Here is a 24075-nt window from a genome sequence, read left to right as displayed (position 1 = left end):
CGCAGCTTTCAACTCGTCGTTGGCGGCGAAACCATCCACGCCGCAGTACCACTACCCCCGGAAATCCAAACCCTCGTCAACACCATCACCACCCCAACCCTTCGGCACTAATTTGAGCCAAGTCAGGACTTTTCTTATTTATGCGGGTTCTAAAACTCGCTGCAGCTTTGCTTTAGACCAAGAGCTCCGCAATCTGAATGGTGTTGAGCGCGGCGCCCTTGCGCAGGTTATCGCCGGAGACTACGAAGACAAGGCCCTTGTTGTCCTCGACCGCCTGGTCCTGGCGGATGCGCCCGACCAAGGAGAGGTCGATGCCGGCTGCCGCCAGCGGGGTCGGCACATCGACGACCTTGACGCCCGGCGCGGACGACAGCACCTCGCGGGCCTGTTCCGGGGTAATCGGCTTCTCAAACTCCGCGTGCACCACCATGGTGTGGCCGGTGAACACCGGGATGCGTACGCACGTACCGGAGACCTTGAGCTCCGGAATGCCCAGGATCTTGCGGGACTCGTTGCGCAGCTTTTGCTCCTCGTCGGTTTCTTCCGTGCCATCATCGACGAGGTTGCCGGCCAGCGGCAGCGCGTTGTACGCAATCGGGGCAACATAGGGACCCAGATCCTCCTCGGAGACCTCGAGCGCCGAGCCATCGTGGACGAGCTCAACGTTGCGGTCGCCGATGGACGCTACTTGCTTAACCAGGGTTTCCACGCCTGCCAGGCCTGAGCCGGAAACGGCCTGGTAGGAGGCGACGCGCATGGTGGTGAGACCGGCGGCGTCGTGAAGCGCCTTCGTGACCGGCATGATCGCCATGGTCGTGCAGTTCGGGTTGGCGATGATGCCCTTCGGGGTGTTGCTCTTCTCCTCCGGGTTTACCTCCGAGACGATGAGCGGCACGTCCGGATCCTTGCGCCATGCAGAGGAGTTATCCACCACGATGGCGCCGGCCTCGGCGAAGAGCGGCGCATACTGCTTGGAGGTGGAACCGCCGGCGGAGAACACGGCGACGTCGATCCCAGCGAGGCTTTCTACGGTCTGCTCTGCCAGGTCTTCCACGACGATCTTCTCCTCGCGGAAGGTGAGCTCCTGGCCCGCCGAGCGCGCGGAGGCGAAGAAACGGACCGTCTCGGCCGGGAAGTTGCGCTCCTCCAAGAGGGTGCGCATCACGCGGCCGACCTGGCCGGTGGCGCCTACTACTGCAACAGTGGTCATGACCTTTACTCCTTAAGTTTTAGCGTCCGGTACCAGCATAAACGGTGGCCTCTTCCTCGCCACCCAGCTGGAACTTCTCGTGCAAAGCAATGGCTGCCTTGTCCAGGTCGGCCTCGCGGGTCAGCACGGAAATGCGGATCTCAGAGGTGGAGATGAGCTCCATGTTGACCCCTGCGTCACGCAATGCCTCCGTGAAGTCCGCGGTGACACCGGGGTGGGACTTCATGCCGGCACCGACCAGGGAAACCTTGCCCACTTGGTCGTCGTAAAGCACGTTGCTCCAGTGGCCGTCTTCCTTGAGCTTGGCCAGAATCTCCATTGCCTTCGGCCCATCCGAGCGCGGGCAAGTGAAGGTGATGTCGGTCGTGCCGGACTCCAGGGAGGAGACGTTCTGAAGGACCATGTCGATGTTGATCTCGGCGTCTGCGATAGCGCGGAACACCTTAGCGGCCTCACCCGGGCGGTCCGGGATTCCCAGGACGGTGACCTTGGCCTCGGAGCGGTCGGTTGCGATGCCGGTTAGTACTGCTTCTTCCACGGGGATATCCTCCATTGAACCGGCGATGAGCGTGCCGGGGTCGTTTGAATAAGACGAGCGAACTCGAAGGGGAACGTTGAACGCGCGGGCGTATTCGACGCTGCGCAGGACCAGAATCTTAGAGCCCACGGCGGCCAACTCGAGCATCTCCTCGAAGGAGAGCTGCTCGAGCTTCTGGGCGTTGTGAACGATGCGGGGATCAGCGGTGTAGACGCCGTCGACATCGGAGTAAATCTCACACACATCGGCCTTGAGCGCTGCCGCCAGCGCCACCGCGGTCGTGTCCGATCCGCCACGGCCGAGGGTGGTGACGTCGCGCGATTCCTTGTTGACGCCTTGGAAACCCGCGACGATGCAGATTTTGCCTGCATCCAGCGCCTCGGTCAGGCGGCCCGGGGTGACGTCGACAATGCGGGCATTACCGTGACGCTCAGTGGTGAGCACGCCAGCTTGGGAGCCGGTAAAAGACTGAGCCTGCGCACCGAGGGACTCCACTGCCATAGCGACGAGCGCATTAGAGATGCGCTCGCCAGCGGTCAGCAGCATGTCCATCTCGCGCTGCGGCGGGACGGGGTTGACCTGGGCGGCGAGGTCTAGGAGCTCATCGGTGGTATCCCCCATTGCGGAGCACACGACAACCACGTCGTTGCCCTGTTTCTTCGTCGCCACAATGCGCTCCGCCACCGCGCGAATGCGCTCTGCGCTTTCGAGGGAGGATCCCCCGTATTTCTGTACGACTAGGGCCACTGACGGTCCCACCTTTCCTGTTTGTGAGGGCCATTACCTGTTCACCGCCCAATACCTATAGACCGGCAGTCAACTCCTTTAGACTACCGCCCTTTGGCTACCATCGAAACACGTGCTGGATATTAATTCCAGGTAAGGTGGAAACGATGCTTTCAAACCTGGTTGCCGTTGCTTTCGCACTGGCCTCGGCACTAGTCGTGGCCTGGGGCACTGTCATACGCCACCGCATCGTGTTGGACGCCAGCTCCAGGACCGTCATGCGCACCGCAATTCGCACTCCCCTGTGGTGGATTGGCACCGGAGCCGCCGTCGTTGCCTATGCCTTGCAGCTCATCGCACTCCACTTCGGCACGCTGCTCATCGTGCAGCCCATCCTCGTCCTGTCCCTGATGTTCACGCTGCCGCTCGCCGCGTGGTATTCCCGGCGGCCGATGCCGGCGCGGGAGGTCTTCTGGTGCCTGGCACTGACCATCGCGGTGGGCATCATGGTGGTCTACGGGCGCCCCACCGCAGGCTTGGCGACGCCCAGCTGGTCCCAGTGGTGGCCCGCCTTCGCCCTCGGCGCGCTGACACTCGCCGCACTCTTTGTGGCGGCCTATAACCGGCCAGAGGAATCTGCACTCGCGCTCGGCAGCGCCTGCGGCATCCTCTACGGCTACGTGGCGCTCGTAGCGAAAGCGGTGGTTGACGTCCTCTCCCGCCAAGGCATCGCAGCATTGCTAGCGAGCTGGGAGCTGTACGTGCTCATCGGGCTGGCGGCTGCCGGCACGGTGATCCAGCAGTATTCCTTCCACGCCGGCGCTCTCGCGCATTCGCTTCCCGCGATGACCATCATGGAACCCATCGTGGCTTTCGGCCTGGGTTACTGGGTCCTGGGCGAGAAATTCCAGGTCGAGAGCATCGCGGGCTGGTGCGTGATGGGGGCTTCGCTCATCATCATGATCGCCGCCACGATCGTCCTGTCACGCATTCCGGTCACCCCGGGAAGCACGCGGCTCGCGGAACAAAGCCCGCACTAGATCGCCCACTCAAAGACCACCAGCATGTAGGCGGAGAACCACGCCGACCACAGGCCCCATGCGCCACAGGCAGCCCACAGCATGCGTGGGCGCCACGCCGTGGCGGCGCGCACAACCCACGGCAGCACCAGAATGATTGCGGGCAGGAGAAGTCGCGGGCGCGAGTGCATGATGCCGTCGGAAAGCAGCACATTCGCACATAACGCAGCGCTAAACCACCAGGCGACCGGATTAACCTTCCCCCAGGCCGCGATGAGCAACACGGGGACACCGAGGATCACCAGCACGGTGAGCAGGTAGCCCACATCGTTGTTCTCCGTCAAGGTTTCCCACACGAACCGCACGGTGGCAACGCCCCCGTCGAAGGTGGAGTTCCAGTGTTCGGTTTGGATGCCGAAGTAGCCGCCGGCCTCCGCCAAGCAACGCTGTGTCCACAGCAAGTACCCCGGCAGCGGGAGCGACGCCACGATCAGGCTGAGCCACGCCTGCCAGGAACGCCGCCCGTAAAGGAGCACCCACAGGCCAAAAACTGCAAGGAAGTCCACGGAGGTCAGCCGGACAAAGGACAAGGCAATACCGAAAGCCGCGGCGCTCCACCAATCGCGTTCATCCAGCGCCACGAGCCCCCACACCACAAGGGCCCCGAAGAGGGCTTCCGTATAGGGCATGGAAAACACAATGGACATCGGAGCGCTGCTGACCACGATGGCCGCGGCGCATTGCCCACGGCGCCCCGCCCCTAGGCGCTGCGCTAGGACCATGACTCCAGCAGCCATCACCGCGGTAAAAAGAGTATTCACAAGGAGGGCAGCGACCTCAAGGCTGATCCCGGTCCAGCCCAGAACCCGCAACAGTATGGGGAAACCCGGAAAGAAAGCCATAGTGATTTCATGGACCGGCCCATCCGTATGGATGTCCGCATCGAAATAACCGACGCGCGCAATCTCCAGGTAGTACTTAGAGTCCCAGGCCGTGAGCTGATCCCACAGCTCCTGCTCGTTAACGGCTGCGATGCCGCTCAGCACAGCGATGCGCACTGCAGTGCCCACTACCGCGACCAGCACGGCCATGGGCAGCAGCGAAAGTACCCCTGGCGCACCTTCAGGGGTCGGGGCAGCCTCCGGTTCCTTGCCCGGCGCGGTCTTCTTCCCAGGTTCCGGAGCAGTCGTCATGGTGTTTTCTTCAGGCACGCAACACATCCTAGCCACCCGCGACCCCATCCCAGTATGTGAAACCAGTTGCCGCAGAGTGGGAAGCGTTGTATTGTGGCTCACATGACTTTGCGGCACACTCTTCTCCTTAGTAGCCGCGGCGGGATTTAGGTTTGTAACTCTACGGCCAGCGCCCCGTCGCGGAGCGTGGTGATGCCAACACACACCACAGCTGGCCGTCCCCCACAATTCACTACATCGTTGCTCATCACAGCAACGCGGCGAAACAAACGCCTCAGGCCACACACAAGGAAGAGAACAAACACCATGTCCCCCAACGATTCTTTCATCTCCGCTCCCCGCGAAATCACCACCCCGGCCGGCCCGCGCAACGAAAACCAGCCCGCTTGGAATAAGCAGCGCGGCTCCTCGATGCCGGTCCACCGCTACCAGAGCTTCGCCCAAGAGGTCGAGCCCGTCACGCTGCCGGACCGCACGTGGCCGGATAAGAAGATTACTGTGGCCCCGCAGTGGTGCGCGGTGGATCTGCGCGATGGTAACCAGGCCCTGATTGATCCGATGTCCCCGCAGCGCAAGCACCGCATGTTCGACCTGCTGGTAGCCATGGGTTACAAGGAGATCGAAGTGGGCTTCCCCTCTGCCTCCCAAACAGACTTCGACTTTGTCCGCGAGATTATTGAGGGCAATAAGATCCCCGAAGACGTCACCATCCAGGTCTTGGTCCAGGCCCGCGAGCACCTGATTCGGCGCACCTTCGAGGCGTGCCAGGGCGCGAAGAACGTCATCGTGCACTTCTACAACTCCACCTCGAAACTGCAGCGCCGCGTGGTATTCCGCAAGGACCGCCCAGCCATTAAGAAGCTGGCGACGGACGCCGCGGAGCTCATCAAGGGCATTGCCAAGGATTACCCGGATACCAATTGGCGCTGGGAGTACTCGCCGGAATCCTTCACGGGAACCGAGCTGGACTTCGCCGTCGAGGTCTGCGATGCCGTCGTCGACATCATGGAGGCCACCCCGGACAACCCCATGATCATCAACCTGCCGTCCACGGTGGAGATGATTAGCCCGAACGTGTACGCCGACCAGATCGAGTGGATGCACCGCAACTTTGCCAAGCGTGACTCCATCATCCTGTCACTGCACCCCCATAACGATCGCGGCGAAGGCATTGCCGCCGCCGAGCTGGGCTACATGGCCGGCGCAGATCGCATCGAAGGCTGCTTGTTTGGCAACGGTGAGCGTACTGGCAACGTAGACATCGTCACGCTGGGTCTGAATATGCTCACCCAGGGCGTGGACCCGCAGATCGATTTCTCCGATCTGCCCAAGATCCGCGAGACGGTGGAGTACTGCAACCAGCTGCGCGTACCGGAGCGCCACCCCTACGGCGGCGAGCTGGTGTTCACGGCCTTCTCCGGCTCCCACCAGGATGCTATCAACAAGGGCCTGGATGCCCTGGCCCAGGAGGTACGCCCCGGCGCCAACAACACCGAGGTGTCGTGGGAGGAACTGCAGGAAACCACCTGGGAAGTTCCCTACCTGCCCATCGACCCGAAGGATGTCGGCCGCGATTACCAGGCGGTCATCCGCGTCAACTCGCAGTCTGGCAAGGGCGGCGTAGCCTACATCATGAAGACCGACCATGGCATCAACATGCCGCGCGCCATGCAGGCGGAGTTCTCCTCCGTCGTGCAGGCGGTGACCGACGCCGAAGGTGGCGAAGTCAACTCCAAGAACATGTGGGACATCTTCGCCAACGAATTCCTGGAGCGCACCTCCCCGCTGGAGCTGGTCTCCTTCCAGGTGGACAACTCCACCACAGAGGGCGAGGACGCCAAGGTAACCGCGACCATCGTCTTCAACGGTGAGAAGCGCGTTGTCTCCGGCATCGGCAATGGCCCCATCGCCGCATACGCCAATGCGCTGGAGGACGTCGGAATTGATTTCGAGGTCATCGACTACTCCCAGCAATCCCGCACTGCTGGCGACGACGCCGAGGCCGCCTGCTACATCGCCGCCGAGGTTAACGGCGCCCAGGTATGGGGCGCGGGCATCGCTGGCTCGACGACGCGCGCATCCATCAACGCGATTACGTCCGCAGTCAACCGCGCAGACTAAGCCAGGCAAAGCCAGGCTTAACAACAGTGCAGCTAGGGAGGGAGGAGCACGTTCCTCCCTCCCAGCACCCGAGCTTTAAGCTTTGCGCAAAAATTCCTGGTCACAATATCCCGCTGAATGCGCTTTCTTGTAGGCCAGAACTCAGAACGATATAGTTAAGCAGCGTAACTGCACTGCAATAAAGATTTTCCAAACATTTCGTGCGGCTAGTCAGAGCTTCAGTCTGGGCTCCGGCATTCCCAATGCTCACGGCGAACCCGCCCGGCCGTATGCATCCGACGTGGTCCACTCAACGAAGGCGAGCAATATGACGGTCACTAACTATGTGGTTCCCCACCACGGGTTTGGCACACCGCGTCGCCTGACGGTTGACACCGTAAACCCAGAGATGTTCCTGCAGCTGCTATCGCTAGCAGAAAGCAGTCATCTCCCCGTCACTTTGAGTGGACATTCAAGTACAGGATTTCGCGTCCATCACGGCGAAGACATCGTGGGCGTGATCCCCGCCTCCCAAGCTGCCGATTACTCGGAGCTGGACTGGATCATTGACGCGGGGCTGACCCCACAAGCCACCGCAGAAATCGCACTCCGCGAGGATGTGGCGGAAGAAACCATTCCTGCTTTCGAGGTCCTCCTCCCAGAGCCTGGCCTGTGCGTGCCGCTCAATATTCCCCCGGCTCAGCGGTGGGGCATGCTCAGTGGCCAGCGCGCTTTGCACATCACCGAGTTTGCGGTCCCAGCCAGTTCCCTACCGACGCACCCTGCGCACCTCCTTGTGCGTTTGACCAATAACCGGCACTTTTTCCGACGCTCCATCGAGGTTCACCTTGATGACGAACTCGTCGCCACGATTCCGCGGGAGCGGGCTCCCTGGCTGAGCGATACCATCGCAGGATTCAATCACGAGGGCCTCATCGCAGTCGCCCGCGCATATTTCATATCGGATGGACAACCAACCCTCACCGTCTATTCCGAAGAAGGCACGCCGGAAAGCCACTTCGCCGTGGGAACCGCCGGAATCATCGCTGCCGCCGCGGGCGCAGCGGCCGTGAAGGTCACCAACAGTGGCAAGGCACACGCAGCCAGCCTGCCGGCTGGCGGAATTGAGGCTACCGGCGCAGCGAAGACCGCCGGTACTGCTGCCACGCAGAGCGCACAAGCCCTGTCCCTCAACTCTGCCGGGGCGGCTGCCGTGACCGGAACAAAGATCGCTGCAGCTGGCACTGGGCTCAAGGTAGCTTGTGCTGCCGGCGTTGCCGTCGTGGTCGGCGGGGCTGCCAACTTCGCATCTTCCGGGAATTCCTCCGGTTCACACCACCATAACCTCGCCGAATCGGCTTTTGAAGAAAACACCCTCGCTGTGTCCACGTCACACTCTGCTGACGCCGACGCTGCTGCTATTGAGGACAAGGCCTCCGACGTCGCGGACACTGCGGACATTGTGACTGCAGACGCCCACCTCCCCGAGGATCGGGATGATACGGACGCTACGCAAGCGCTTAGCCCGACTGGTTTTTCCGAGCCCACAGAGCCTACTGAGCTGACCGAACCAGCAGAACCCACGGAGCTCGCTGAGCCCACGGAACGTACCCCACTGCCCGCTGCCGAGGAGGCTGCTACTTCACCGCAGGCGGGTCACCTGCCGCACACAGCACCGACAACAACACCTCGGACCACCGATCCCACAGCGGAGGAGCTCGACACTCCGAAGGCTCGCCGCACTGAGGCGTTCACCGCTCCCAGCTCCAGCCCTACGAGCAGCGCCAGCCCTAGGAGCACCGTAAAAAGCACGGAATCAACCACTTCACGTGAGGTCAGTCGCTCTGCAGAGCCGCCGACCACCACGCGCCCGCCGAGCGCTGCTCCGCAACCGCGCACAACGCCGCCGATCCACGTACCCCGTCCCACCCCACAAACTCAGGCGACCCCGTCGCCGACTGTGGTGACGACTACGCCGAAGCCACCAGCTGAACCCACGCCCTCCACGTCAAAGGCTGCTCCCACCACTACTCCGGTGGGCGAAGATCGAACCGCACCTCACGACGAACCAACTGCCCCGAGCACGCCGCCGGCCACTACCCCTGTGACCACGCGCGTCAGCACACCACCCACGGCGGCTCCGGCGCCCTCGACTACCTCTGCTCCGGCAACTCCAACGCCCACTACCAAGCCCAAACCAACTAGCAAGCCCAAGCCCACCACGAAGCCAACGCCGACCACTGATCCCAAGCCCACCACCAAGCCCAAGCCGACCACTCAGCCTCAGCCCACCAGAAAGCCCGAGCCGACTAAAGAGCCCGAGCCCAGCCGCGAGCCTGACCCCACTCCCGAGCAATCCGACCGCGGCGGCTGGGTCATCATCATCGACTTTGGCTAGTCCGCAGCGTGCTTACCTTCACCGCGACTCAGTGGATACAACCCCCTTCTCGTGTGCCCTTTCCAGCTTCCCCGCAGTTGGGTACTAAACTGTGAATAATGACTACGACACCCGGCCCCACCGAGCCTGCAGCGCAGCCCAGCGCTGCAGAGACGCCGGCCGCGGCGTCACCACACACCGGCGCCCCTAAGCCGGGCCCGCGCCCCCACCAGGCAGATAAGAAGCAGACCGATAGGGAGCACAAGGCCTCTGCCCGCGAGGAAGCTCTCGCCGCCTTTCCCTACGTGGCGCTGACCATCCAAACCACCGGAATCCACCCTTCGACCGGCCGCCTGCTCACCGTGGATGCGTTGACTCTCAACGCCGCTGGGGAGATCGGCCAGGAATTCCACGCCGTCATCAACCCAGGCGCAGACCCCGGACCGCGGCACCTCCACGGGTTAAGCATCGAAGAAATCCAGGCTGGGCAGTCTTTCTCCATGCTGCTCAAGCCTCTGGACCGGCTCATTGATGGCCGCACGCTCATCGTCCACGACACCCCTTATACCTGGGGATTCATCGTCTCCGAAGCGCGCCGTGCGATGACCGCCGCTGCCCGCCAGAACCGCGCGCGCAATCGCAACCGGGGCAAGGGCCGACGCCGCCGCTTCAAGGTAGGACACGTCCCCACCCCAGTCGCCATCGTGGATACCCTCGCCACCGCCCGCCGCCAAAGCGTGTGGGGCACCGACATCCGCTTGGCGGCCGTCGCGCGTGACACCGGCCTTTCTGCACCCGACCCCACGGCCAGCGTCGAGCGTGCACAGAGAGCAGAAAAAGATACCTCCCGCGAAGCAACCCGCCTGCTCGTGGATCTCTACCGCGCGCAAAGCGCTGGCCCACTCAGCAGCGCCGCACCGGATGACCTGCGAGCGGATCGTTTTGGGCTGCAGCGCTCCCACGTCCGCGTCGACGCCGCCGAGGCTCCTCGCCAGCATCACAACCCCGGTCCGTATGTGCCCGGCAAAGAGCTCATCCGCGGCATGGAGATCGTCGTAGCCCCGGAGATCACCGAGGAACCCGACACCATCATTGCCGCACTCGCCCGGGAAGAGCTCAACTACTCAGAAAAACTCACCCGGGAGACTTCCCTGGTGGTCTGCAATATCACCACGGACCTCGTGGGCAAGCCCATGCATGCCCACCGCAAGAACATTCCCCTGATGTCCGACACCGCTTTCCTCGCGGCCCTCGAGCGCATCGAGGAACCCACGGAACCCGAAGAGCAGTCCACATCTGGTGGGGCGGGCAACTCGGGGAAGCGCCAGGGCGAGGGACGCTCCGGTGGGCAGTCCAACCGCAACCGCTCCACGAACAAGAATCGACGCCGCTCCCGCCGTAAATCTTCCGGTAATCATCAGCCCGCTAAACAAGGGCACAACGATAAGAAGAACCAGAACCCTTCAACCGAGGGTTCCGCAGGCGACAAGCCTGCTCACTCGGGCTCGGCTAATAACCAAGGTTCGCAGGGCTCTGGCAACAACAATCGAAACAAAGGCGGAAACCACGGGCGTAGGCGTCGCCGCCGCGGTGGGCGCGGCCGCCGCGGTAATGGCAACCAGCAGGGCCAACAAAACTCGGGACACAACCGCTCCCGCAACACCGATAACTAGCGTCCCCCGACTACCCTGGGGAACATGAATTTTAACTTCCGAAGCGCGTTCTCCTCCGCGCGCACTGCGGTTGCCACCACCGCTGCGACGCTGGCTACCACTGCCTCGCGCGCCACGGGCCGCGGCGCCGGCGGCATGATTGGCGGGCTCATCGCCAACGCCATCGACCCAACCATCATGCAGAACCTGGCCAAGCAGCGCCCAGCCATCCTGGTGACCGGAACCAACGGTAAGTCCACCACCACGCGCATGCTCGCCGCCGCTGTGCGCACCGAGCACTCCGTGGCCACCAATGATGGTGGCGACAACATGGACGCCGGAATCATCTCCGCGCTTCTGGCAGGCAAGGACGCGAGTCACTTAGTGCTGGAAGTGGACGAACTCCACGTTCCCCACGTCGCGGATAACCTCAACCCCACCGCGCTGGTGTTGCTGAACCTCTCACGCGACCAGCTGGACCGCGTAGGCGAAATTAACAAGATCGAGCGGGCCCTGCGCGGCGCAGTCGAGGCACACCCGGACATGCTCATCATCGCCAACTGCGATGACGTGCTTATGACCTCCGTGGCCTATGACGCGAAGAACGTTATCTGGGTTTCCGCCGGTGCCGGCTGGATGGGTGAATCCGTCACCTGCCCGCGCACCGGAGGACACATCGTGCGCGAAGGCGAGGACTGGCACGCGGTCAAGCCGCTTGCCGACGGCCGCGAATTCCGCCGCCCCACCCCCACCTGGGCAGTGACGGAGGAAGGGCTGGTGAGCCCGGAGGGCGTCGACAAGCTCCAGCTGGCCCTGCCGGGGCAGGCCAACCGCGGCAATGCCGCCCAAGCCGTCGCCGCTGCGGTCGAAGCTTTCGGCGTGGATCGCCACAAGGCCATTGCCGCCGCGGAAAGCGTCGACGATGTAGCCGGGCGCTATTCCACCATCACGCTAGGAAACCGCACCATCCGCCTGCTGCTGGCTAAAACCCGGCCGCTGGCAGGAGGCGCTGTCCATGGTGGACCGCGAGGCCGATGGCCTGGTCATCGCCACCAACGGCCATGTGGCCGACGGTATTGATATGTCCTGGCTGTGGGACGTGCGCTTCGAAGACTTCGAAGATCTGCCAGTCAAGGCTGCGGGTGAGCGCGGCACCGACCTCGCAGTGCGTTTGGTCTACGCGGATATCTCGCACGAGCTCATCCCAGATCCCCTCGCCGCTATTCAATCCTGCCCGGAGGGCCGCATCGAGGTCTTGGCCAACTACACCGCCTTCCGCGATCTGAAGAAGGCACTCACCGCCGCAGCAGCAAAGGAGCACGCGAATGACTAGCCTGCAAATTGGCCTCATCCTCCCCGACATCCTGGGCACCTACGGCGATGACGGTAACGCCCTCGTGCTGCGCCAACGCGCCCGCATGCGCGGACTTGAGGCAGAGATCGTGCCCATCAAGCTGGGTGAGCCGGTGCCGGAGTCCCTCGACGTCTACACCCTGGGCGGCGGTGAGGACACCGCGCAGATCCTCGCCGCGGAGCACCTCATTGCTGACGGTGGCTTGACCCGCGCGGCGGCCGCTAAGCGCCCAATTCTGGCGATTTGCGCAGGCCTGCAGGTGCTCGGCGAATCCTTCCGTGCGTCCGGCCGCGTGGTGGATGGCGTGGGGCTTATCGACGCCACCACGGCCTCCATGACCGAACGCGCCATCGGCGAGGTAGCCACCGACCCCACCAAGGCCGGCATCACCGCTGAGCTCACCGAGCCACTCACCGGTTTTGAAAACCACATGGGTGCCACCATCCTGGGCCCCGCCGCCCAGCCGCTGGGAACGCTCACGCGCGGTACCGGTAACGCAGATACCGCCGCCATCCTGGACCTCTCCGACAAGGCCATCCAGCGTGAAGCCGAGGGTGCGGTACAGGGCAGCGTCATCGCCACCTACATGCACGGCCCCGTCTTGGCACGCAACCCGCAACTGGCTGATCTGCTGCTGGCCAAGGCCATGGGCGTCGCGCTTAGCGAACTCGAGCCCTTGGACATCCCCGCCATTGATCAGCTGCGCACCGAGCGTTTTAACGCCTCGGAGCCACCGCGCTCGCAACGCTAGATATCAACAGAAGTAACTAACTGAACCTATTGACCAGATTCTTCGGTACACGGTACAGTAAGCAACGGACGCACCAAGGTGCTCCACTTCCGAAGCTCGTGTGAACAACACGAGCTTTCGCGTATCCAGGGGGGACGATGTACATCGGATATTTTGACGAATTTGGACATAGCGGGGCCTACGTCTCCCGCACCGATCCGAATTATAAAACTCACCCCGTCTTTGGAAGTGGTGGGTTCATTATCCCAGCCGACAATATTCGGCATCTCTCAGGAGCATTTCGCAGAATTAAAGAACGCGGACTCAAAGCCGAAATTGACGCTAAGGTCATCGCGAAAGGTCGCCTTGTAGAACGCTGGGAAAAGAAAGGGGCCGCGCTTCTGACGACACAGAACGTAAAGAAATACCGTGAAGTCCGAAGCATTTATCGGTCGTATTTTCCGCCCTGAATCGGTCGAATTTTCCGTCTCGTCGGGATTGTGCCGTTAGACGTGTGCCGTTAGTCGGTGGCGCCGGACAGCCCGCGGCGGGCAAGCAGCGGGGCGACGTCCTTGTCGCGGCCGCGCAGCTCGCGGTAGGCCTCGGTGAAGTCGCGGGACGCGCCCTTGGACAGGACGAGGTCGCGGAAGCGCTGGCCGGCGGCACGGGCGGCGGCATCGGAAGCCTCAGGGCCCGCGGCGTTTTCTTCCTTGAACCAGGAGAAGCCATCGGCGTCGAGGACCTCGGCCCACAGGTAGGAGTAGTAGCCGGCGGAATAGCCGCCGGCGAAGATGTGATTGAAGTACGCGGAGCGGTAGCGCGGCGCGATGTGCGGGTTGTGCAGGCCAGCGTCGTCGAGGGCGGCGAGCTCGAAGGCGTCGATAAACTCTTGGGACGCGGCGATAGCGGCGGCATCGGCAGGCTGGAGGGAGTGCCAGGCGAGGTCGACGATGGAGGCGGCGAGATACTCGACGGTGCCGAAGCCCTGGCCAAAGGTCTGGGCCCCGCGGACCTTGGCGAGCAGCTCGTCCGGGATGACCTCGCCGGTCTCCACGTGGTGGGCGTAGCGCTTGACCATGGCCGGGTCGAGCGCCCAGTTCTCGTTGATCTGGGAGGGGAATTCTACCCAGTCGCGCGGGACGCGGGTGCCGGAGAAGGTGGGGTAGCGCACGTCGGAGAGCAGGCCGTGGAGGGCATGGCCGAACTCATGGAAGACGGTGTGGAGCTCGTCTTGGCTCAGCAGCGGCTGGGAGCCGTCCGCGGGCTTGGTGAGCCCCATTACGTTGACGATGACGGGCTTGGTGCCGAGCAGACGCGACTGGCCCACGAACTCGCTCATCCACGCGCCGCCGCGCTTGGAGGGGCGGCCGAAGTAGTCGGTGAGCAGCAGGCCGATGCCGCTATCGCGATCGGCGGTGGGGTCTTGGCCTTCGTCGAAGACCTCCCACACGCGCACGCCCTCGGCGTAGCCTTCGAGGTCTTCGCGCGGGACGACGGTGATGCCGTAGAGGCGGTGGGCCGCCGCGAAGACTCCATCCTCGAGAACGCGGTCGAGAGGGAAGTACTGGCGCAGCTCGTCCTCGTCGAGGGAGAAGTCGCGGGCGCGAACCTTGGATTCCCAGTAGGCCCAGTCCGGGGCACCGAAGTCCTCGTTATGCAGGGTGGCTTCCTCGGCGAGCAGCTTCTCTTCGCCGGCGGCGTTGGCCCCGGCGGCGGGTGCGAGCTCGACGAGCATGCGGCGGGCTGCCTCGGCGGTCTGCGCGGTCTCTTCGGCGATGACGTAATCGGCATGTGTGGGGTAGCCCAGCAGCTGCGCGCGCTCGGCGCGCAGGCGCACCATCTCCGTGAGCACGTCCAGGTTATTCTCGCTGCCGCGGGCGCGCGAGGCCTCGTAGACCTTGGCGCGGGCAGCGGGATTTGCCAGGCGCGCGAGCTCAGATTGCACGGTGGGCAGCTCGAGCGGGAGCACGTAACCGTCCTGGCCGACCTCGTTGGCGTAGGCCTTGGCGGCCTCGATGCGACCGGCGGGCAGGCCCTTGAGCTCTTCCGCGCTGTCGAAGTGCACGGCGCGCTCGCGGGTGGACGCCATGAGGTTGCGGCCGAACTCCTCGGAGAGCGCCGAGAGACGCTGGTTAATGGTGGAGAGCTGCTCTTTCTCTGCCGCGCCGAGGTCCGCGCCCTGGCGCGCAAAAGTCCGCAGCAGGTGCGTGTGGAGGCGTTGCGACTCCTCGTCGGCCGGCGGGGTCGCCTCTTTGAGGCGAACGTAGAGGACCTCATTCTGGTAGATCGCATCCGAATGCGCGGCGACCTGCGGCCAGACCTCCGCGGCGATCTCTTCCATCTCGTCCGTGACATCCGTGCCCGACAGGTTGCCGAAGATGGAAAGCACGCGCTCCAAATCCTGACCAGCGCGCTCGAGGGCCTCGACGGTGTTTTCCCATGTCGGGTCGGCCGTGTTGTCGACGATGGCCTTAATCTCTTCGTCGTGGCGGGAGAGTGCCTCGGCGATGGCGGGACGGAAGTGTTCGACCTTGATCTCCGCAAACGGTGGGAACTGGTACGGGAGCGTGGAAGGAGAAAGAAGCGGATTAGTCATGCGACTAATCTACCGATCTCCCCGTGCCGCCGGCAGGGAAATCCCCTAGAACAGGAGCTGGTCCGGCCAAGGGAGTTCGACCGTGCGGTCCTCGAAAGGAGCGACCTCGAGCTCAACGGGAACACCGTCCGCGATGTGAAGCAGCACCATAGCCCCAGGGCAATCGGCGGTGAGCACGTAACTGGAGCCTTGCGGGACGGCCTTGCCGTTGGCGTCGCGACGCGGCTCCGGCGGCTCTTCACCCGCCGTGAGGTAGACCGTGGGGCACGTGCCACATCCACAGTGCTTGTACACCTTGAGCTCCGGCACGCGTGCAGCAATGGCCTCGCGCTGCTGCGTGCTCAAAGAATGCATGGGGTCCGAGGCATGCGCCAGCATGGCGTAGACGACGTCGGATTCAGAAGTGAAGAGGGGACGCATGATTATGCCTTTCGTCGGGGCGACAGAATCCATACCCTAACAGGGCCCCTCGACATAGGTTGGTGCGTGCGGTGTGCGGCAGGGACGTGACCGTTAGAAGAGGAAGCTTCTGCGCCAGAAGCAAGAAACAGGCAAAGAATTGGATTTTTGCATATATCCAGGTCGTGGACTCGGGGTTGCCGTGAAAACAGCGAATTAAGGCCAAAATCGAGGCTTGTGGGGTTAATGAAGCAAGAAAGTGATGAGACAAGAAGAGAAGTAAGAAAAGAAGTACGGTGTGTTGCAGTCGTGGAGGCCAGGTTAATTAACGCTGCTGGCCCAAAAGGGAACGTAGCGCAACGATCGGGCGCCTGCCGTGCGATCATAGGGCTTGATGAGTCCAGCATCTTCAGTGGCCTTGATGAGCCGTGTGGTTTGCCCCGCTTGAGAGTCTTTGAGACCGAAGCGTCAGCGTACGGATGAGTTTGTGACCGGACGGTTCTCTAAAACGTTGAGACATGCATGTTGGTAGACGGCCTCTTCCTTTTCCTCCTGGCTCATTAGGGCGAAGGGTCGGTACGCGCTCAGTGTCACGGTTGTTGCGCCGTTCGTGCGGATGAGTGCGGGCGGGAAGTGCGCGGCCTCGAGTGACTCGACGATACGGTCCCATCCGCTGCCGCGCTTCTCTACGAACTTAGCAACCCGCAGCGCTTCGCCGAGGTGCGGATTGCGGGTCACAGAAGTTGAGTCGATGAAGCGTTGCGGGCTAACAAGTGGGGCTCCAGGATTGCTCACGTCGACGTGATCGCTGAAGATCTCGATGGTTAACGAGCTGCCGCGTGCCTCAAGGTCTTGGTGCATGAGAGCATTAGCGAGGACCTCACGAAAAGCCACGGTGGGGAGGACAGGGGTTTCAACGCGGGACCGCTGGTGTCGATAGATTCTCCACCGGGCCGGATCGTGGCGAAGAGCTCCATAATGCGTGGGAATCCGAGAGCGTAGCCCTCGTTGATAGTCCATTCACGGAGGATGTTGGTGCGTGACGAGTCGCGAAAATGCATGACCCGCGGGACGAGGGAGTGGAAGAAGGGGAACGCGGAGATAGAGCGGGCGTACATGAGCGCCGATCATGCCGGGATGCACCATCCTAGTTCGTGAGAATAAACCGCGTACTCAACACACTTGAGAAACTCAACGCACAAATCATTTTCTACGGCCAAGAAAAGCCACGGGGCACCAACGAAGATACTGGCGAAGACGAACGATCACGTTATGACCACGCCATGAAACAACTTATTCGGTGTGTCAATTGGTCGCTAGCTGAAAACCAACGGCATCTCATGGTGCTCGACAAGCAGGGGACCAAAGAACGTATGGATATCTTCGCATCAAGCGCCGCGTTTATGTTCTCCCACCAAGATGCAGACAAACTCCTTGAACCACCGCTCGAAGTAGAAAGCCATCTTTACCAAACAGTTCAGTGCGCAGATTGGATCTGTGCCCTACTTGGAAGAATTTCAGCCTACAAATATGACCCAGATTTCAAGGATTTCGACTGGGCAATCAAGTATTTCGGAAACAGACTAGCCCATGCGAGTAGTCCCCACAGCAAGATTCGTGCTGCGGGCACTGGTCGGGACGTTTATGCGAATCATCTTGGCAGCTACCGCAGTTGTTTTTCCACAACCGAAATCCCCATGAGCCCTACCGATATGGAAGCTCTGGAGAAAAAGTTCAACGGTTAATTCTCTATTTTCTGAAGCGCCGGTTTAAACCGTTAGGCGGCCACTCAACGCACGCGAGAGCGTCAGCTCATCAACAAACTCAAGGTCGCCTCCCAGCGGCATGCCAGAGGCCAGGCGCGTGATCTTCAGTCCTGGGAAGTCCCGCAGCAAGCGCACGAGGTAGGCCGCGGTGGCCTCGCCCTCGGTGTTGGGATCGGTGGCGAGGATGACTTCGGTGATGTCCGGGGAGTCGTCGTAAAGTGGCTCCTCCGGGGTGGAATCCGCAAGCTCTCGGTCCGGTAGCACGCCGCCGAGGCGCTGCAGCAGCTGCGAGATGTTGAGGTCCTTCGGCCCCACATTCGCCAGCGGGTCGAGCGCGCCACCCAGCACATGGTAGCGGCCGTCATATTCGCCGGTGCGCTCGATGACCTGGATATCCTTGGGCTCTTCCACCACGCAGATGGTGGAGGCATCGCGCTGCGAGTTCACACAAATACGGCAGACTTCTTCGCGGGAAATATTGCAGCAGATGCGGCAGAACGTCACGCCATCGCGTACTGCTCCCAGCGCCTTCTGGAGGCGGTCAATCTCCTCTGGGTCCTGATGCAACACGTGGAAGGCGATGCGTTGCGCTGACTTCGGGCCAATACCCGGCAGGCGCGAGAACTCATCGATGAGATCCTGCAATGGTCCTTCAAACACGCAATGCTCCCCTCACTCAACAATCCCTCAGACCTCGACGGCCGGAGACACAACAAAAGGCCGCGCCGCCCTCCGCGAAGAGAGCAACAACGGCCTTTAAGTCTAACGCGCGGCTTACTGGTTACCGCCGAAGACATCCTGGATGGACGGACCATCATAGTTCTGCTGGGACTGACCCATGCCCTGGGACAGCGGGCCAATCTTCTCCTGGGCTAGGCGGCCAGCAGCAGCGTGGGCTTCCTTGAAGGCGCCGACGATGAGGTCCTGGAGGGTATCGATATCCTCCGGGTCGACGACGGACTTATCAATGGAAACGCTCTGCAGCTCAGCGCCACCGGTCATGGTGACCTTCACCAGGCCATTGCCAGCGCTGCCCTCAACGGTGGCGGCCAGGATTTCCTTCTGAGCCTTCTCCAGCTCAGCCTGGACGCGAGCGGCCTGCGCCAGGATCTCGTTCATATCATTTGCCTGCTGCATCGGGTCGTTCTCAGTCATGCTAAAAATCCTTTCACACGGTTATTTTCACTACGCGCCAAGTGTACAGATGCCACGCTAGAGCCGCCGTGCTCCCAGCTCCTGTGCGAGGAGCTCCATGGCGACTTCCGTGGCGTTACGGTGGTCCATCTCTCCGGCGTTCTGCGCGGCCTCCATCATCTCGCGCTCCTCATCCGCGCGGGTGTACTCCGGCTGCGGTGCGGGCGCTTGCTGGGGTGCGGATTGCTGCGGCATTCCAGGCGCCTGGCCTGCGCTTTCCGACGCCCCACCCATCCCTGTCGGCGGACCGTAGTCCTCCGGCGGTGCTTCGAACTCACCCTCGTCCGGGCCCGGCTCCGGCGGCAGCGGAACGCCGTTGCCAAACTTGGGAACCTTAGAAAACTCTTCGTCCCGCTGGGCTGCTACTTGGCTCGCTTGCGCGATGCGTGATCGCCATTGGCTGCCACGGGCCTCCCTCTTTGGGGGCACTGCTGCCCGCGCGGGCAGTCTCCGGTCGCGTGGCCTCCTCCTCGCGCTCGCGCGCACCGTGCTGAGGCTGGGGCTGCTCCGTCGTCGTTTCAGACGACGGCCCTTGCTGCCCGATACGACGCGGCGCGCCCCACGGGTCATCGCTAGCGGTGCCGCGTTCCTTCGTCTCGGGCTCGCTTGTCTTGTCTACTTCTGCAGATTCTGTTGCGGCTGCGGAAGCTGGCGCAGTTTCGGAAGAGTGCGAATCAGTAGCGTTGTCCGGAGTCTTTGGACTCTCTGCCTCCTCGTCGGGCTCGGCGGCCTCCCGTGGCGGTTGGTTGGGATTCCACTGGGTACGCTGAACTGGCTCAGCCACCGTGAATCCATGGGCCTTCGGGTCGGTGCCGATGACACACGTGACCTTCAGGTTGCGGTTGAGCTCCTCCTGAAGGACGGTCACGATGACCTCGTTGGTGCCTGGCGAATTGATGCGTTCCGCCAGCGCGCCGGTGGTGTGCCCAAGAACCAAGGTGTCATCACGCACGCCAAGGACACGGGCTTCGGCGAGCATGATTTCAGCGACCTTGTTGCGACGGCCAATGGTGGCGCGCAGGTCCGACCAACACCCGCGTATCTCCGCGGCTGGGTCCTGGGGCTGCTCGGGCTCAGGATGCTGTTCTTGCGGCTGTCCTTGAGCCTGTTCTTGCCGTTCTTCTTGTTCCGGCTGCTCCGCTTGCTGCGGCTGTTCGTGCTGCTCCTGTTGCTGGCGCTCCGGCTGCTCTTGGCGCTGCTTAGGCTGCTCTGGCTGCGGCTCAAGCTGCGTCTCAGGCTGTGCAGGACGCTCCGACGCCTGGGGCTGCGAGGCCTCGGGGGCTGGGGTCTGCTGCACCTGCTGGGCTGCTTCCTGAGCCTTTTCGGACTGCTGTGGTTGTTGCTGCTGTGACTGCTGCTGGGCCTCTTGCTTTGCTGCCTGGCGGCTGCGACGCTGCGCGATGATAGCTGCGGCGGCGGCAGCGGGATCCTGGGCGCTAGCGACCGCAGATTGCTGGCGTTGCGCAGGCGGAGTTCCCTGCCCAGCGGGAGCGGAAGGCTGCACGCCCGCCCCCTGCGGGGCAGCAGTGGGCATCTGACCGGAGGCTGCCGCTGCAGGCCCCGAGCCAACGATGAGGTGCGCACACAGAATTTCTAGGAGCAGCCGTGGGGACGTCGCACCACGAAGGGAGGACACGCGCTCGTTGACGGTTTCCGCTAAGTAGGCCAGCTGTGGGCCGGAGAAGCGTTGCGCCTGGGCAGTGAGGATCTCACCGCGGTCAGTCGGCGCAGAGACTAACCCCTCCTCCAACGCTGAAGGGACGGCCTGCAGGATCATCAAATCCCGCAAACGATCCAAAAGGTCAATGGCAAAGCGGCGAGGGTCGTGGCCGGCCTCAATGACATCGTCGACAAGCCGGAAGAGCCCAGCCTTATCCTGGTTCGCCAGGGATTCAACCGTGTTATCCAGCAGGCCTACGTCCGTAACACCCAGAAGTGGACGGGCCACGTCGTAGGTCAGCCCATCGGGGCCTGCGCCCGCCAACAGCTGGTCCAGGATGGACAAGGTATCGCGGGGCGAACCGCCGCCGGCCTGGATGACCATGGGGTACACGGTGTCATCCACGTGGACGTTCTCCGAGGCCACGGTGCGCTCCAGCAGCCCCTTCATCGCCGGCGGAGTCAACAGGCGGAAGGGATAGTGGTGGGTACGCGAACGGATGGTGCCGATGATCTTCTCCGGCTCCGTCGTGGCAAAAATGAAGATCACGTGCTCCGGCGGCTCCTCGACAACCTTGAGCAAGGCGTTCGCACCGGAGGCGGAAATCATGTGGGCCTCATCGATGATGAAGATGCGGTAGCGCGACTCCGCCGGCGCGTAGTAGGCGCGGTCACGCAACTCACGCATGTCCTCGACACCATTGTGAGAGGCGGCGTCGAGCTCCGTGACATCCAAGTTGCCCGGCCCACCCGGGGCCAGCGAGACGCAAGAGTCACACTGCCCGCACGGCGTTGACGTTGGCCCCTGCTCACAGTTCAGCGAGCGGGCCATGATGCGCGCGGACGACGTCTTTCCGCAGCCACGCGGGCCGGAAAAGAGGTACGCATGGTTAATGCGCCCTGCGTCGAGGGCAGCGGATAAAGGCGTGGTGACCTGCTCTTGGCCAACCACTTCCGCGAAGGTTGCTGGACGATATTTCCGGTAAAGAGCCACGGTTAGTCAGTGTAGCGTCTCAACCCGACACGTCACTCCGAGCGCTGCCAATCCAGCAGATCGATGCCTTGCTCCGCCACCGCCTGCTGCAGCGCCGGCACGCCTTCCTCGACGGCGTAGGCATACTCGGCGTCGCTCAGCATGAGCAGTTGGCACACCAGCGTTAGGCGGCCCTCCTCCGCCACCTGCGGGGTCTGGCCGCCCCACAGGTACGGGGCGATGAGCATGCCATGACGCACGCTCAAGTGAGCGAAGCGCTCATCGTCTTCGGCAAAGAGCTTGGGCAAGAGCAGGCCCGGTTGCGCGGGCAACAAGCCTGCAGCTTCCGTGAGCAACGCCGCCGCAGAACTCACTGCGGCAGCCACCTCCACCTGCCCGGTGCGGGCGACGGTGAGGAGCTCACAGCGCACGTCGATGCCTTGCTCGGCGTGCGCTAGCCCGGTGTCGACGGCGGCAAACTCACACGTGACGGCGAGGGACTGTTCCCCCTCCAGTGAGGCTAAGCCCAAGCGCTGCCCCTCGACGTTCTTAAACGCTAGGTCAGCCGGAATGATCTGGTCGAGCCAGTAGGCCGTCTCGTCGGAGTTGATTGCCTTATGCCCCCAGCTTCTCTACTGCGGCGAGCAGCACACAGGTGGCCACGCCATCCATTGCTGCCTCGACTTCTTCCTGCGGCGGCAGGGACGGTGCCAAGCGAATGTTGTGGTCCTTGGCGTCCTCGCCGTATGGGTACGCCGAACCAGCCTGGGTCAGGAGAATGCCGGCGTCACGGGCCAGCTCCCACACGCGGGTGGCGGTGCCCTCCATCACGTTGAGGGAGATGAAGTAGCCGCCCTTGGGGTGGGTCCAGTCCGCGATCTCATGGTGGGTGAGGTTCTTATCCAGGATGCGAAGAACCGACTCGAACTTCGGCGCCAAAAGCGCAGCGTGGCGGCGCATCACCGCGCGCACGCCCTCGGCGGAACCAAAGAACTCGTAGTGTGCCAGCTGGTTAATCTTGTTCGGGCCAATGCCGCGGATACCGGCGTGCTCCAGGTACCACTCGAGGTTGTCTTCGGAGGAGCCGAAGAAGCTCACGCCAGAGCCAGCGAAGGTAATCTTCGACGAAGAAGACATGGCCCAGAAGCGGTCCGGGTTGCCTTCTTCCGCAGCGATATCCAGGATCGGCAGAATCTCCGGGAAATCCTCAGTCAGCGTGTGCACGGCATAAGCGTTGTCCCACACGATGCGGAAGTCCGGTGCGCCAGTCTCCATCGCGGCAAGGCGGCGGGTCTTCTCTTCAGAGATGACAGCGCCCGACGGGTTGGAGAACATCGGCACCACCCACATACCCTTGACCTGCGGGTCCTTGGCCAGCTCCTCTACCGCCTCGATGTCCGGGCCATCTTCTTCCATCGGCACCGAAATCAGCTCGAAGCCGAAGGACTCCGTGATGGCGAAGTGGCGGTCATACCCCGGGGTGGGGCAGATCCACTTGATGGTCTCCTCCTTCGACCACGGCTTCTCAGAGCTGTTGGTGCCAAAGGTGTAGGCCCACAGAATGAGGTCATACATGATGTTCAGGGAGGAAGAGTCCGCCGCAATGAGGAGCTCCGGATCCATGTTGGTGAGCTTGCCCCACAGATCGCGCAGCTCCTTGATGCCCTTCTGGTTGCCGTAGTTGCGCAGGTCATTGCCTGCGGCATCGGTGTAGTGGCCGCGGCCCGGCAGGACGAGCAGATCATTGGACAGATCAAGCTGAGCCTTGGACGGCTTACCGCGGGTCAAGTCAAGATCCAACCCCTCAGCCTTGAGGGCCTCGTAGTCCTTGCGCACCTGCGCGGCAAGCTCATCAAGCTCGGACTTTTCAAGATTAAGAAGAGACATCCGTCTTCCTTCCGGGACGTAGTGCGGACATATGGCAACCATACTAACGCCCCGTCACATCCCCCGTGTGAAAGCACACAAATAAAAAGGGGACCCCGCGCACCCGCCAGAGCCTCCTGACCCTTGCTGCATTCCTGCCCTGGGGGAGTTCAGAGGATGGACGCCACGCGGAATCCTGCGGTCTAGCCTAGCGTGCCTTGCTTGTCGACGCCAAACCGCTCCCCCGCCACCCAGCTCCCCACTCCGCTTCCAAGCACACTTTCCGCCTCAAGCCACTAAATCCTTAACTTTTTGGCCCTGACCTGGCGATTTTGCTTCATTAGGGGGCTCATGTAATGTTTTCCAGCGGAGGATTCGACTAGCGGCCTATGTCACACGCCTGGAACGCGTGCGGGAGTCACATCCCTCAGGGGTTCAAATCCCCTATCCTCCGCCATTAGGAAGTCCCCTGGATGTCATCATCCAGGGGACTTCTTCTTTATCTCGAAGCTAGAGGCCCCCCGATTCTAGTGGTCCTAGAGGCCCCCCGATTCTAGTGGTCGTGGAAACACGATTTTAGATTTCGTTGGCATAGCTGTTGCGACCGGCTATTTGGTAGCAGTGTCGTGACTATCTGGTAGCGCTTCAGTGGGTTTCTGGTAGCAGCTCGCGGCGCTCGGGGTGATACTTCCGGTAGCCGCACCACTCGGGTGCGGCGCGTAC

17 protein-coding genes, 1 tRNA gene, 1 other RNA gene and 2 pseudogenes are annotated in these 24075 nt (G+C 62.5%); 8 read left to right on the top strand and 13 right to left on the bottom strand.

The window, feature by feature from the left end; translation table 11 throughout:
- Positions 1–172: 172 nt before the first annotated feature.
- Complete coding sequence (locus tag FME68_RS12600; protein ID WP_049157831.1) at positions 173–1210, bottom strand: aspartate-semialdehyde dehydrogenase; 1038 nt, start codon at positions 1208–1210, stop codon at positions 173–175.
- Between the two features lie 19 nt (positions 1211–1229).
- Complete coding sequence (locus tag FME68_RS12595) at positions 1230–2495, bottom strand: aspartate kinase (RefSeq protein WP_046648822.1); 1266 nt, start codon at positions 2493–2495, stop codon at positions 1230–1232.
- 146 nt (positions 2496–2641) lie between these two features.
- Here FME68_RS12595 and FME68_RS12590 point away from each other — a divergent pair, with 146 nt between their 5' ends.
- Positions 2642–3514: a DMT family transporter gene (locus tag FME68_RS12590; protein ID WP_158397753.1), complete on the top strand. Its 873-nt coding sequence runs from the start codon at positions 2642–2644 to the stop codon at positions 3512–3514.
- On the opposite strand, the gene FME68_RS12585 is transcribed toward FME68_RS12590, so the two are convergent.
- A complete protein-coding gene (locus tag FME68_RS12585; RefSeq protein WP_158397755.1) occupies positions 3511–4713 on the bottom strand; it encodes a mannosyltransferase family protein in 1203 nt (400 codons plus the stop codon). The two genes, FME68_RS12590 and FME68_RS12585, sit on opposite strands and share 4 nt — an antisense overlap.
- 279 nt (positions 4714–4992) lie before the next feature.
- On the opposite strand from FME68_RS12585, the gene leuA reads away from it, so the two are divergent.
- From leuA to FME68_RS12560, 5 genes and pseudogenes are all read left to right on the top strand, one after another.
- Positions 4993–6807 carry a 2-isopropylmalate synthase gene (gene leuA, locus FME68_RS12580; RefSeq protein WP_046648828.1) on the top strand — a complete coding sequence of 605 codons (1815 nt, stop codon included), beginning with the start codon at positions 4993–4995 and terminating at the stop codon, positions 6805–6807.
- A 307-nt stretch (positions 6808–7114) separates the two neighbouring features.
- Positions 7115–9184: a hypothetical protein gene (locus FME68_RS12575; protein WP_158397752.1), complete on the top strand. Its 2070-nt coding sequence runs from the start codon at positions 7115–7117 to the stop codon at positions 9182–9184.
- Between the two features lie 98 nt (positions 9185–9282).
- A pseudogene (locus FME68_RS12570) lies at positions 9283–10449 on the top strand (DNA polymerase III subunit epsilon); the annotation flags it as partial.
- A 411-nt stretch (positions 10450–10860) separates the two neighbouring features.
- Positions 10861–12148, top strand: a pseudogene (locus tag FME68_RS12565) (Mur ligase family protein).
- The gene (locus FME68_RS12560; protein WP_158397750.1) at positions 12141–12920 is read left to right on the top strand and encodes a type 1 glutamine amidotransferase; all 780 of its coding nucleotides are present in this window, start codon (positions 12141–12143) and stop codon (positions 12918–12920) included. Before FME68_RS12565 ends, FME68_RS12560 begins: the two are co-directional and overlap by 8 nt.
- 499 nt (positions 12921–13419) lie before the next feature.
- Here FME68_RS12560 and FME68_RS12550 read toward each other — a convergent pair whose 3' ends face one another.
- The 3 genes from FME68_RS12550 to FME68_RS12540 all read right to left on the bottom strand — a co-directional run bounded on the left by FME68_RS12550 (position 13420) and on the right by FME68_RS12540 (position 16788).
- Positions 13420–15495, bottom strand: a complete 2076-nt coding sequence (locus FME68_RS12550) for a M3 family metallopeptidase (protein WP_158397748.1) — start codon at positions 15493–15495, stop codon at positions 13420–13422.
- Between the two features lie 45 nt (positions 15496–15540).
- Positions 15541–15915, bottom strand: coding sequence for a hypothetical protein (locus FME68_RS12545; RefSeq protein WP_070754905.1), 375 nt, complete (start codon positions 15913–15915; stop codon positions 15541–15543).
- A gap of 447 nt (positions 15916–16362) precedes the next feature.
- Positions 16363–16788: an ATP-binding protein gene (locus FME68_RS12540; RefSeq protein ID WP_070754904.1), complete on the bottom strand. Its 426-nt coding sequence runs from the start codon at positions 16786–16788 to the stop codon at positions 16363–16365.
- A gap of 260 nt (positions 16789–17048) precedes the next feature.
- Here FME68_RS12540 and FME68_RS12535 point away from each other — a divergent pair, with 260 nt between their 5' ends.
- Positions 17049–17639 carry a DUF3800 domain-containing protein gene (locus FME68_RS12535; protein ID WP_144012819.1) on the top strand — a complete coding sequence of 197 codons (591 nt, stop codon included), beginning with the start codon at positions 17049–17051 and terminating at the stop codon, positions 17637–17639.
- Positions 17640–17663: 24 nt separating this feature from the next.
- On the opposite strand, the gene recR is transcribed toward FME68_RS12535, so the two are convergent.
- The 7 genes from recR to ffs form a co-directional block, all read right to left on the bottom strand.
- Positions 17664–18320, bottom strand: a complete 657-nt coding sequence (recR, locus tag FME68_RS12530) for a recombination mediator RecR (protein WP_070525209.1) — start codon at positions 18318–18320, stop codon at positions 17664–17666.
- A gap of 114 nt (positions 18321–18434) precedes the next feature.
- A complete protein-coding gene (locus tag FME68_RS12525; RefSeq protein WP_010190004.1) occupies positions 18435–18815 on the bottom strand; it encodes a YbaB/EbfC family nucleoid-associated protein in 381 nt (126 codons plus the stop codon).
- A 57-nt stretch (positions 18816–18872) separates the two neighbouring features.
- The gene (locus FME68_RS13420; protein ID WP_328287854.1) at positions 18873–19049 is read right to left on the bottom strand and encodes a hypothetical protein; all 177 of its coding nucleotides are present in this window, start codon (positions 19047–19049) and stop codon (positions 18873–18875) included.
- Positions 19050–19188: 139 nt separating this feature from the next.
- Positions 19189–21507 carry a DNA polymerase III subunit gamma and tau gene (locus FME68_RS12520; protein WP_328287853.1) on the bottom strand — a complete coding sequence of 773 codons (2319 nt, stop codon included), beginning with the start codon at positions 21505–21507 and terminating at the stop codon, positions 19189–19191.
- Positions 21508–21539: 32 nt separating this feature from the next.
- A complete protein-coding gene (locus FME68_RS12515) occupies positions 21540–22016 on the bottom strand; it encodes a suppressor of fused domain protein (protein WP_158397747.1) in 477 nt (158 codons plus the stop codon).
- Between the two features lie 85 nt (positions 22017–22101).
- Complete coding sequence (locus FME68_RS12510) at positions 22102–23373, bottom strand: aspartate aminotransferase type Ic (protein ID WP_158397746.1); 1272 nt, start codon at positions 23371–23373, stop codon at positions 22102–22104.
- 81 nt (positions 23374–23454) lie between these two features.
- Positions 23455–23553, bottom strand: an RNA gene (ffs, locus tag FME68_RS12505) — signal recognition particle sRNA small type.
- A gap of 167 nt (positions 23554–23720) precedes the next feature.
- Between ffs and FME68_RS12500 the strand changes: the two genes are divergently transcribed.
- A tRNA-Ser gene (locus FME68_RS12500) sits at positions 23721–23809 on the top strand.
- The last annotated feature ends 266 nt before the right edge of the window (positions 23810–24075 follow it).

Source organism: Corynebacterium hiratae, from assembly GCF_009708045.1.
GTDB lineage: Bacteria > Actinomycetota > Actinomycetes > Mycobacteriales > Mycobacteriaceae > Corynebacterium > Corynebacterium hiratae.
This window is presented reverse-complemented; position numbering and strand designations above follow the sequence as displayed.

What these genes read in the sequence shown, in the direction of transcription:
- FME68_RS12600 (WP_049157831.1), bottom strand. Translation starts at nt 1,210, where the DNA reads ATGACCACTGTTGCAGTAGTAGGCGCCACCGGCCAGGTCGGCCGCGTG.
- FME68_RS12590 (WP_158397753.1), top strand. Translation starts at nt 2,642, where the DNA reads ATGCTTTCAAACCTGGTTGCCGTTGCTTTCGCACTGGCCTCGGCACTA.
- FME68_RS12585 (WP_158397755.1), bottom strand. Translation starts at nt 4,713, where the DNA reads ATGTGTTGCGTGCCTGAAGAAAACACCATGACGACTGCTCCGGAACCT.
- leuA (WP_046648828.1), top strand. Translation starts at nt 4,993, where the DNA reads ATGTCCCCCAACGATTCTTTCATCTCCGCTCCCCGCGAAATCACCACC.
- FME68_RS12575 (WP_158397752.1), top strand. Translation starts at nt 7,115, where the DNA reads ATGACGGTCACTAACTATGTGGTTCCCCACCACGGGTTTGGCACACCG.
- FME68_RS12560 (WP_158397750.1), top strand. Translation starts at nt 12,141, where the DNA reads ATGACTAGCCTGCAAATTGGCCTCATCCTCCCCGACATCCTGGGCACC.
- FME68_RS12550 (WP_158397748.1), bottom strand. Translation starts at nt 15,495, where the DNA reads ATGACTAATCCGCTTCTTTCTCCTTCCACGCTCCCGTACCAGTTCCCA.
- FME68_RS12545 (WP_070754905.1), bottom strand. Translation starts at nt 15,915, where the DNA reads ATGCGTCCCCTCTTCACTTCTGAATCCGACGTCGTCTACGCCATGCTG.
- FME68_RS12525 (WP_010190004.1), bottom strand. Translation starts at nt 18,815, where the DNA reads ATGACTGAGAACGACCCGATGCAGCAGGCAAATGATATGAACGAGATC.
- FME68_RS13420 (WP_328287854.1), bottom strand. Translation starts at nt 19,049, where the DNA reads ATGCCGCAGCAATCCGCACCCCAGCAAGCGCCCGCACCGCAGCCGGAG.
- FME68_RS12510 (WP_158397746.1), bottom strand. Translation starts at nt 23,373, where the DNA reads ATGTCTCTTCTTAATCTTGAAAAGTCCGAGCTTGATGAGCTTGCCGCG.